The sequence below is a fragment of the Paenibacillus sp. HWE-109 genome (genome assembly GCF_022163125.1).
In the GTDB taxonomy this organism is placed as follows: Bacteria; Bacillota; Bacilli; order Paenibacillales; family NBRC-103111; genus Paenibacillus_E.
In genome coordinates, this window is the sequence record NZ_CP091881.1 from 1,869,077 (window position 1) to 1,879,378 (window position 10,302).

Consider the following 10,302-nt stretch of genomic DNA (forward strand, 5'->3'; position numbering starts at 1 on the left):
TTGGCGGGAAATGGGGTAAACGTAGCATGAAAGGGAACTGAGGTACGCTATTTAAGCGGAAAAGTTGATTCCGACCGGGAAATGGTGAAATAGCGGATCGTAGTTCCCATTGGAGTGGAATTAGGCGTTTTTCAGCATGATAGCGGATCCTAGTTCGCTTTGGGGCGGATTATTTATCTTCCGCGCCTTCCGTGCTGCTCTGTTTTTCCTCTTTGCTCTGAAGCAGCTTCAGATAATCGTCCAAGCGGTCGAATCGTTCTTCCCACATGCGACGGAATGAATCCAACCAGGCATCCATCTCTATAAGCGGCTGAGGCTGCAGCGTGTAAATGCGCCGATTGGCGCTAGGGTGTACTTCAACGAAACCGCAATCACTTAATACACGAAGGTGTTTGGAAACCTGTGGCTGTGCTAGCCCAAGTTGTTCGGTGATTTCTCCTACCGTAAGGGGGCCGTCACGTAGTAGCTCGACAATGTGTAAGCGGTTGGGCTCGGCAAGCGCACTCATCGTTGTAATCGTCATGCCCATGATACCGATCTCCCTTCTAATGTAAATATACCGCGCAAAGAATATGCCTGTAAAGGAATGGTTGTAGAAATTTTATGGGAATGCTTCTTCGTGTTAGATATTTTTCAAAAAAAATGTCACAGACATATTGACAACTCGACTGAGAATAGTTATCATTCATATTGACAAATGCAAATGAAAATCATTCTCAACTTTGTGGAGGCAGGAAAGGAGCGTGTCGGACCGTGGGTCTTTTGTATGAATTGGTTAAAAAGAATAATCATAAGCGCGATCAGCAAAGCAAGGATTCACAAGCAAATTCGAACGCTGGCTACATAAAGAAACCCAAAGCGGCAGCTCTTAGGAACAATGAGGAATCCAGCAATAATCCAAATAAATAACAACTAACAGGAGGAATACAAATGAGTTCAGTAATCGTAGTTTTTGCAAGCATGACAGGTAACACGGAAGAAATGGCGGAGGCCATTGCAGAAGGGTTGCAAGAAGCAGGGATTGAGCCTGTCGTGAAAAATGTCATTGACACGAATGCCGAGGAGATTACGAAATATGACGGTATCATCCTGGGCAGCTATACATGGGGAGACGGAGATTTAGCCGATGATTTCCTCGACTTTTACGATGAGATGGATGACATTCAGTTAGATGGGAAAAAGGCGGCTGTGTTCGGGTCTGCTGATTCTTCCTATGCGGAATACGGGGCAGCTGTCGACACATTGATAACAAAATTGAAAGAGCTTGGCGCGGAAGTAACGCTCGACGGATTGAAAGTTGAGTTGTCGCCTTCCAAGGATGATAAAGTATTATGCCGTGAATTTGGCAAACAATTCGTCCAGTCGCTTGGCGCTTAGTCCATCCGAGTGTGAATCTCAATGAACATTCAACAGGACTACAAGATTGCAACGCCGCCACTGCTAGCTGATTATCAACTTGAGAATTGGATTCACGCTAATTTTTCCGATGCGCGAACCCAATCTCATGAAGATCCAGAATGGAAGCAGCTCACACAATATGCAGCCTATCACGCCATTCATGATTGGCATTGTCTACATCCCCAATACCGAACAGAGATGACATTAGCCGCAATGTTCGAGCGTCGCTGGACTAACAAAGTACATAAATTCAAATCTTCTGCGTTCTATTGGGATGTCAAACGCATCGTGGTGGCTAATCTGTATAAGTTCCTGTCCGATTCGGATCATTCAGATGAACCGTTTATGGTGTTTGAGAGCAGAAGCGTTTGGGTTCAAGAGCTGGAAAGCCATCTCTCGATGATTGTGCAAGTCATGGAGGTAACTGAGAACTTATTCACCATCCATAAATATATGATGGAGCCGAGTGAAGCGGCTATTGAACTGTTCGTTCATTGGACCATTGTATGCAGCTATGAGGCATTCGGTAAACCGCCCGAGCAGCTGCAGATCTATCATTTGATGAGTGGAGAATGCCAACGGATATCGACAGCCGGTTATGATCGGCAGCAATCTATTGATTATCTGCGTCTAGTGAAAGACGTGTTTACAGACAGCAGTATGTGTTTTTGCAAGGATTGCCCACCCGGTTCCGGCCGTTTGCTCATGTGATTCTTACCTAGAAATGAGAAGATAGGAAGAAACGCGTGAGAGGAGCAAGCCGGCTTTGAAACGGATGATTTATCGTGGCGTGCCTCTTAAGAACCTTGCTTCCATCCTTGATGGAAGCAAGGTTCTTTGTGCTGTACGCGGGTGCTGCGCTCAAAGCTGATTTTTCTCGCGCAATTTCCGATTTGTTTTGTTCAATTGATAAATGCCATAAAAGAAAAGTCCGTATAATAGCACATAAAAAATGGTGAGTGTAAGCCGAAAAGGATCACTAGCGATATTCATCATAAATACGGGGGTTTGGGCCGACATGAGGACAATCATTATGCTCATCAGCCGTTTGTTGCGATCGATGAGAGAGTCAATATCGGTATAAATAGCTGGCCGTTCATCGGTATAAGGCATACTCCATACATACCAACCGCTGGATGACAATTCGCATTTCCAACCTGCCTCACGGCAAAGGGATTCGTACTCTGGACTTTTTTTGTTCTGGAAATCGACACAGTAGCGGATCTTCCGGGGCATTCCCTTAATAAAATGCACCCGATATCCAAGTTTTTTAATCGTTATGAGGTTCCAGCCTTGAGCTTCCATCTCTTCCAGATAGTCTTCAAATTTATCACTATTCCAGCTAGCCCAAATTTTTATTGTTTTTTTAATTTCCGACATGCGGATCATCCTCCATCTGCTTCGCATTATGGAACAGCTCACGGATACGAGAAATTTCTTGCGTGAGGATTTCGCGTCCCAGTGGTGTTATCTGATACATTTTCCGCCGATCTTCCTCGGCGATGACAGCAATTAACTTATCCTTTTCCATCTTCGAAAGGCTACCGTATAAGGTGCCTGGTCCTAGCTTGATTCTGCTCTTCGTAATCTCCTCCACATGCTGCATAATGCCATATCCGTGACGGATCTGGGCAAGAGAAAGCAGGATGTAATAGGCGGTTTCAGACATGGGCAGGTAGCTGCGTTGAAGCTTATCGTTACTCATTGGGAAGTCTCCTTTGGTATGGCGAAATCCTTCCATGCTAGATCGCCTTTCGATATAACGCGCCGCGATATATCATATTATGGAGTATATCGCGGCGCGATGTATAAGTCAAGAGCCGTTTGCCGCTCATTTGTAGATTAAATTGGGGTTAAAGCGAATACTCATCTGTCATAAAATTGCTAGATTCGGAATACATAGTAAGAGAGAGATAAAGGAGGACGCTTGTATGCTCACTTTGAAATCATGGACAAGCATTTTTCATCGGGCCGCGCCCGCTTTCTATTTGACCGTGAAGGTTCGTGCGCCTCGTGATTATTTCGATCGTGCGGACGTTTTTATAGAAGATTTGCTGTATACCACAGAGGAAGAACTTCCGGGATTGAATAAAACTTTCCTGGTCAAGCTCTTGTTTGACAATTTTCTAAGTCATGTAAGACAAGGGAAAGATATGTATGATTACATGTTGAATTTGAAAAGCAACTACGAGGATTTATTAAATGCGAATACGTATGTAAAAGAACGGAACCTATCGTTTCCTGATAGAGTTCCTAACTTTCAGTGGAGCCTGCCTGGCAAAGGAGGCGTGGATGGATCGAAGGGATACTTAACTTTGAATGTGGGTCTTCGCGAATCTGAGGTCAAACGGGTAGACGTGTTCTTTGCCGATTGGGTATGTAACTATGAAGATTCCTTAGACATGGATATTCACAAGTTGTTGTCACTGTTATTTATTGAGTTCATTACAGAAATGCGGCATGGATTTACCGGAGAGATGATAGCAGAAATCGTAGCATCGATCTTAGCAAAATCGGATGAACGAAAATGAGCTTTAATTCTGAGTTGACAACTATGAATAATGTGTTTATTATGAGAAGCACATAGTTTTTGTCCAGGATACCGACTAGTAAACTAGAGGTCCAGATGGAAGGAACGGTAGTTATTTTGCCGTCTTCTTATCTGGCTTTTTTTATGGCTTTTTTTTTACGGCAAAATGAAACTTTTGTCCGAAAAAATAAGAAAATAATGTAACAATTATCCGGAGATAGGGGGGTATCAGATGGTCAAAGGCGGTTTAATCAGTATTCGTGAGGCCTTTCATTCCTTGACGCCAATGGAACAGCAAGCGGCCCGATTTATTCTGGATCATCCGGAACTGGCTGTGCAATGTTCGATTCAGAAACTGGCAGAGCAGGCAGCAGTTAGCAAAGCAACGCTTATCCGTTTGTCCCAATCCTTGAAGTACAAGGGATTCAAAGAGCTCAAGATCGGCATTGCTTCTGATGTTGCCATCGAGCAGAAAGATCCGAATGTGTATCAGCAATTCCAAGTCAAAGGATCGACGAGTGATTTATTGGAATCAATCTCCAACAATAACATCAAATCGATCAAGGATACGTTGTCAGTGCTTGATGCGGAGGCCGTGGAACAAGCGATTAACACCTTGTTCCGTGCGCGCAAAATTGCTCTGTTTGGCATCGAGTCATCCTCCGTAGTCGCAGACGATTTCAGGCATAAAGCCGTTCGGCTGGGGCTGTGGTGTGAACCTGGCTATAGTGAAGACGCGCAAACCATCATCGCAGCAAACTTGACTGCGGAGGATGCGGTGCTCGCTATTTCCTATACTGGCCAGACGCAAACAGTACTCGAAGCGATGGAACTCGCCCGGCAAAACGGGGCTAAATTAATTTCGCTGACCCAATTTGGGGTGAACCCGATTGCACAGTTTGCTGAGATTAACTTGTTCTCCAGTACGGTTGAAAAAGACTTTCGCAACGGAGCCATGGCTTCCAGGATTGCGCAGTTGAATGTCATTGATATTTTGTATGTGGGGCTAGTTGATCGGAATTATGACGTACATATTGAAGCATTGGAACGGACCAAAAAAGCCGTCCATCATGCCAGAACCAGAAAATCGAATTAGGAGGATTTATTTATGAAAATGCGATTGGGAAGAAAAATGCGGAAAACCGGAAGTGTTGTAGTAAGCATTGCGACGATTGGTGCTTTATTGTCAGGTTGCTCACAGGGAACTACGACAAGTGTTGCCAGTCCCAAGGCGTCATCTGATGCCGTCAAGGCAGCAACAGCTGCACCGAAGGAGAAAGTAACCCTTAATTTGGCTGTCTGGGTAGAAGAATTAAAAGAAACGATCAATCAAACTGTCGCCGTGTACACGAAAGACCATACCAACGTAGAAGTCAATTTGACCATAACACCTGTCAAAGATTACTATACGAAGCTGCAAACCTCGCTGGTTGGCGGGGAAGGGCCTGATCTCTTCTTGATGAATGGTCCCAACTTCTATAAATTTGCTTCTTTGAATTTGTTGGCGGATCTCCAACCTTTGGTAGATCGCGATAAATGGGATACGTCCGTCTATCCGAAAGGGATCAATGAGCTGTACAGATACAACAACAAGCAGTACGGTATCCCTTATTTCCAAGGTACAGTCGGCTTATTTTATAACAAGGAACTGTTTGATAAAGCAAAGGTGCCGTACCCCGATGATACGTGGACTTGGGAGACGTTGAAGACGAACGCGGCAAAGCTTACAGATAAAAGTCAAAAACAATACGGTTATATCGCGGCTAACGAAATCCAAACCGGCTTCTATCCGCTTATTTATCAAGCTGGCGGCTCCGTCATCAACAATGAACATAACAAATCAGGTCTGAATTTGCCGGAAACACAATCTGCTATCCAGTTTATGAAGGATTTCATCGATCAGGGGATTTCGCCTACGGCTCAACAGCAGGTTGAAACGAAGCCTACGCAAATTTTCGGCTCAGGTAAAGCGGCTATGGTTCCTGGCGGATCGTTCGATGCCTCAACCTTATACAAAATGCTAGGTGACAAGCTTGGTGTGGCCGAACTGCCGGCTGGCAAACAAAAAGGCTACTATATACATGGATCAAGCTGGGTTATCAATCAGAAATCCAAACATCAGCAAGAAGCTTGGGAAGTTTTGAAAGTATTGACGGGGAAAGTGGGCGAAGATTTGCTTGCCAAAAGCGCCTTTAACTATCCGGCGCACAAAGGGTCCGTCGATCTCTGGCTGCAAGCCATTCCATCGCTGGATATGAAAGCTTTCATCCGCACCGTTGACCAAACAGGACCTTATCCGGTTTCGAAAAACACGGCAGAATGGCAGAATATGCTTATTGAACAAGTGACGAACGCTTTGCTCGGCAAAACGCCGGTCAAAGAAGCGTTAGACAACGCGGCTGTCAAAATGAATGATTTGTTAGCCAAAGAGAAGTAAACAGAAAGGGGCGTCTTCCATTGGATAATCACAGCGCAGCTAGAGCAGCCGCTCCTCATATGGCTGGTGGCGTCTCCGCAAGTAGGAGGTGGCGCAGTAGAACCGCGGAGGCTTGGTGGGCGTATGTCTTCATTCTGCCCGCTTTCCTGTTTCTCGGTTTGTTTCACCTGCTGCCAGCAGCAGCTTCTATCGTTATTTCCGTCCTGGATTGGGACGGTCTTTCTACAGCCAGCTTTGCAGGTTGGAACAATTACATCGGGCTCATGCATGACGAGCATTTCCTTCAAGCTTGTCGTCATACCTTCTTATTTGCGCTTATAAGCGTGCCTGTTTCTGTGGCAATCGCAACGGTCATTGCCGCTGCGCTGAACAAAAACATTCGCGGACGCACCTTCTATCGAACGATGTATTTCGTGCCGGTTGTTACGATGTCAACTGCGGTTGGTTTGATCTGGAAATGGTTGTTTAACTCCGATTATGGCCCCATTAATGCCGTTCTTCACGCGCTGCATTTGCCTGCGCCGAATTGGCTTTCTGATCCTAGTTACATCATGCCATCCGTTATCATCGTTAGCGTGTGGTCTTCACTTGGACATCATATGATTGTGCTACTTGCAGGACTTCAAGGCATCGCACCCAGTTACTATGAAGCGGCTGAGATGGATGGAGCGAGCAGATCCTATACCTTTTTTAGAATTACACTGCCGCTGTTGTCGCCCAGTTTATTTTTTGTGATCCTAACGGCAACGATACAAGCGCTCCAATTGTTTGATCTCGTATTCGTCATGACCAATGGCAATCCAGCACTTTTGAATACGTCGCGAAGCGTCGTTTATAACGTATATGAGGAAGGGTTTACCCTATTTCACATGGGTGCAGCCTCCTCGCAGGCCGTTGTTCTTTTCCTGGCTATTTTCGTGGTGACTATGATCCAGATGAAATTACAGCGTAGATGGGTTCACTATTCAGGATAAGGAGAGGTACATGTGAAATTAGGAAGATTCTTGCTGCACGCTGCACTTCTGCTGGGCGTTATGGCAATGGCGATGCCTTTGGTGTGGATGGCTCTTACTTCCGTCAAAACTTTTGCGGAATCTATGCAGGCGCCGCCAACGATATTGCCAGCTGCCTGGCAGTTTGCGAATTATGGCAAAGTACTGCAAAAAACCGAGTTCTTGCGTTATTTCGGCAACACGTTGTTCGTGACCGTGGTCAAAACAACAGGGCAGCTGCTGTTCTGCTCGCTGGCTGCGTTTGCCTTCGCCACCATGCGGTTTCCATGGAAAAATACTGTGTTTTTGCTGGTTTTATCCGTCATGATGCTGCCGCACCAACTCGCACTCTTGCCTACTTTTATTCTAATGAAACAGTTAGGCTGGCTGAATACGTACCAAGCGCTAATTGTTCCGGGGCTTGCCAGCGGTTTTGGCATCTTCCTGCTGCGCCAATTCTTCCTGTCCTTACCTATTGAAATCGGCGAAGCCGCCAAAATGGATGGCGCATCCTATCCTCGGATTTACTGGAGTTTGTATCTGTCGCTCTCGAAGCCGGGACTGATCTCATTATCGATCTTTGTCATCATTGCTTCATGGAATGATTTCTTGAATCCCTTGATTCTAACTAGTTCGGACAAAATGCGTGTGCTGTCCTTAGGGGTCGCCAGCTTCGTTGGCGAATTTGCCACGGATTATCCGCTTATGATGGCGGCTGCTTGTATTTCCGTCCTGCCGCTGATCTTGATGTTTATTTTGCTGCAGCGGTATTTTATCCAAGGAATTGCATTGACTGGGGTGAAAAGCTGATGAATAACGTCATCATGATCATGACGGATCAGCATCGTGCTGATGCGCTGGGCTGTTATGGTAATAGTGTCGTAGAGATGCCTAATCTGGATTGGCTGGCCTCACAGGGGACGCGCTTTACACATGCTTACTCGCCATCGCCATCCTGCGTGCCAGCCAGGGCTTCCCTGCTTACAGGCTTGGACCCCTGGCATACAGGAATTCTCGGGATGGGCAGAGGACAGGGGCCGATGGGGGTAGGCTTCGACTACACCTTGCCAGGTGCGCTTGCTGAGGCTGGCTATCAAACTTTTGGCGTAGGCAAAATGCACTTTTACCCGCAGCGAGCTAGGAATGGATTCCATGAGACGGTCTTGGATGAATCTGGGCGCCAAGAAGATCCTGGCTTCGTGTCGGATTACAGGAGCTGGTTTTTGCAGCAGCGCAGCGGCCCGTACGATATTTCTGATCATGGCATTGGCTGGAATAGCTGGATGACTCGGCCTTATCATGCTCCTGAAGCTCTTCATCCAACGGCGTGGACGGTTAATGAAGCCATCTCCTTCGTAGAAAGGCGGGATCCCACCAAGCCGTTTTTCTTAAAAGTATCTTTTGCCAGGCCGCATTCCCCTTATGATCCGCCATCGTATTACTTTGACCTTTATGGGGATAAGCCGATTCCTGAGCCTTATCGCGGCGACTGGGATGAGCAGCATAACGATCCGGTAGAAGCATTGAAGCCTGACGCGTGGCGTGGCGTTCAAAGTCCGGAAACCATCCGGCGCGCGCGGCAGGGATACTATGGTTCCATTACTTTCATCGACCATCAGTTGGGGCGATTAATAAGGGTACTGCAAAAGAAAGGCTTGTTTGACCCCACCTTATTCGTGTTTCTGTCTGATCATGGCGACATGCTGGGGGATCACAATTTGTGGCGCAAAACGTACGCTTATGAAGGATCGGCGCGTATTCCGCTCATTGTGAAGCCTCCTGCTACTTGGCAGCAACCCGTTCTCAGGGAAGTCTCTCACCCTGTCGTCATCCAAGATGTCATGCCCACCATCCTTGATTTTCTCAGTCTGAAAGTGAAGACGAAGCTGGATGGAATCAGCATGAAAGGATTAATGAGCGGCGATACGGGGCATGAACGCACGTATATTCACGGTGAACATGCCACCTGTTACTCCGAAGAGCAGGAGATGCAATTTCTGACGGATGGCAAAATCAAATATATCTGGTTTCCCCGGCTGGGAACAGAGCAGTTGTTTGATCTGCAAACAGACCTGAGCGAAAGTGTGAATTTGGCTTCTCATCCAGAGTGGCATGACGCATTAGCAATGTGGCGGCAAAGGCTGGTGGAGCGCTTGGCATCACGCAATCTCGGATTGACAGAGGGGGATCAGCTCGTCTTGCAAGCTGGTAAACCCTACATCGTCTCTCCGTATTATCAGAAGCGGTTAGAAGCTTCCTCCTACGATTGGCTATCCTAAAGCCATGGATTGACAGCGAAAAGAAGAGAATGGTAAAGTTAAATTCATAATCCTTCATATACCAAGTTAATCTATTGGGATAATGTAATTTCGAATCGTCAGGAGTGTTTCATAATTGGAAGATGTAGAAATCGTTGAGGCTTCCCCCGCACAAGTGGATGACGTGTTGGCCTTATGGCTTGAAGCTGCGCATTGGATGCTGTCCAAAGGCATTAATCAATGGCGTCCTGAACATTTTAATCGTGATGTCGTGCTGGCTTATTTTGAGGATAGACAGATTTTTCTGGCTAAGCATAACGGGGAATATGTAGGCAGCTTCGCTCTGCAATGGTCTGATCCTCGCGTGTGGGGAGATTTACATAATGAAGAGTCCGGTTATTTGCACAGGTTTGTGGTTCGCCGAACAAAGTCAGGACACAAATACGGTGAATACTTTCTCAAGTGGATCGAAGCTTATGTGAAGTCTCACAACAAAAAGTACGTAAGACTGGATTGCATGGCTACCAATGAGGTGTTGAATTCTTATTATCGCAAACAGGAGTTTACTTATATCGGCACCTATGAATTGCATGCGGGGGAACATAGCTGGTTAGGGAGCTTATATGAGAAGCAAGTATAAGCCGGAACCACGCGGAAGCTGCTAAGGTGCTGGTGGTGGTGGAGCTA

The 10,302-nt window shown here is 46.3% G+C and carries 12 protein-coding genes; 9 read left to right on the top strand and 3 right to left on the bottom strand.

Annotated features, from left to right (window positions below; translation table 11 throughout):
- Nucleotides 1-169: 169 nt before the first annotated feature.
- Nucleotides 170-529 (bottom strand): ArsR/SmtB family transcription factor, encoded by a 360-nt coding sequence (locus tag LOZ80_RS07445; protein ID WP_238170834.1) that lies wholly within the window; start codon nucleotides 527-529, stop codon nucleotides 170-172.
- A gap of 401 nt (nucleotides 530-930) precedes the next feature.
- Here LOZ80_RS07445 and LOZ80_RS07450 point away from each other — a divergent pair, with 401 nt between their 5' ends.
- Nucleotides 931-1,377: a flavodoxin gene (locus LOZ80_RS07450; RefSeq protein ID WP_238170835.1), complete on the top strand. Its 447-nt coding sequence runs from the start codon at nucleotides 931-933 to the stop codon at nucleotides 1,375-1,377.
- Nucleotides 1,378-1,398: 21 nt separating this feature from the next.
- Nucleotides 1,399-2,109, top strand: coding sequence for a hypothetical protein (locus LOZ80_RS07455; RefSeq protein ID WP_238170836.1), 711 nt, complete (start codon nucleotides 1,399-1,401; stop codon nucleotides 2,107-2,109).
- A 150-nt stretch (nucleotides 2,110-2,259) separates the two neighbouring features.
- On the opposite strand, the gene LOZ80_RS07460 is transcribed toward LOZ80_RS07455, so the two are convergent.
- Together LOZ80_RS07460 and LOZ80_RS07465 are read right to left on the bottom strand one after the other, a co-directional pair.
- Nucleotides 2,260-2,778 (bottom strand): DUF2812 domain-containing protein, encoded by a 519-nt coding sequence (locus LOZ80_RS07460; protein ID WP_238170837.1) that lies wholly within the window; start codon nucleotides 2,776-2,778, stop codon nucleotides 2,260-2,262.
- Entirely contained in the window at nucleotides 2,765-3,103 is a 339-nt protein-coding gene (locus tag LOZ80_RS07465; RefSeq protein WP_238170838.1) for a PadR family transcriptional regulator, read from the bottom strand. Before LOZ80_RS07465 ends, LOZ80_RS07460 begins: the two co-directional genes overlap by 14 nt.
- 226 nt (nucleotides 3,104-3,329) lie before the next feature.
- Between LOZ80_RS07465 and LOZ80_RS07470 the strand changes: the two genes are divergently transcribed.
- From LOZ80_RS07470 to LOZ80_RS07500, 7 genes are all read left to right on the top strand, one after another.
- Entirely contained in the window at nucleotides 3,330-3,929 is a 600-nt protein-coding gene (locus LOZ80_RS07470) for a hypothetical protein (protein WP_238170839.1), read from the top strand.
- A 231-nt stretch (nucleotides 3,930-4,160) separates the two neighbouring features.
- The gene (locus LOZ80_RS07475) at nucleotides 4,161-5,024 is read left to right on the top strand and encodes a MurR/RpiR family transcriptional regulator (RefSeq protein ID WP_238170840.1); all 864 of its coding nucleotides are present in this window, start codon (nucleotides 4,161-4,163) and stop codon (nucleotides 5,022-5,024) included.
- Nucleotides 5,025-5,036: 12 nt separating this feature from the next.
- Nucleotides 5,037-6,365, top strand: a complete 1,329-nt coding sequence (locus LOZ80_RS07480) for an ABC transporter substrate-binding protein (protein ID WP_238170841.1) — start codon at nucleotides 5,037-5,039, stop codon at nucleotides 6,363-6,365.
- Between the two features lie 20 nt (nucleotides 6,366-6,385).
- Entirely contained in the window at nucleotides 6,386-7,339 is a 954-nt protein-coding gene (locus tag LOZ80_RS07485) for a carbohydrate ABC transporter permease (protein ID WP_238170842.1), read from the top strand.
- Nucleotides 7,340-7,351: 12 nt separating this feature from the next.
- Nucleotides 7,352-8,167: a carbohydrate ABC transporter permease gene (locus LOZ80_RS07490; protein ID WP_443147016.1), complete on the top strand. Its 816-nt coding sequence runs from the start codon at nucleotides 7,352-7,354 to the stop codon at nucleotides 8,165-8,167.
- A complete protein-coding gene (locus LOZ80_RS07495; protein ID WP_238170843.1) occupies nucleotides 8,167-9,636 on the top strand; it encodes an arylsulfatase in 1,470 nt (489 codons plus the stop codon). The genes LOZ80_RS07490 and LOZ80_RS07495 overlap by 1 nt, the downstream gene beginning before the upstream one ends.
- Before the next feature lie 115 nt (nucleotides 9,637-9,751).
- Entirely contained in the window at nucleotides 9,752-10,255 is a 504-nt protein-coding gene (locus tag LOZ80_RS07500) for a GNAT family N-acetyltransferase (RefSeq protein WP_238170844.1), read from the top strand.
- Nucleotides 10,256-10,302: the final 47 nt, after the last annotated feature.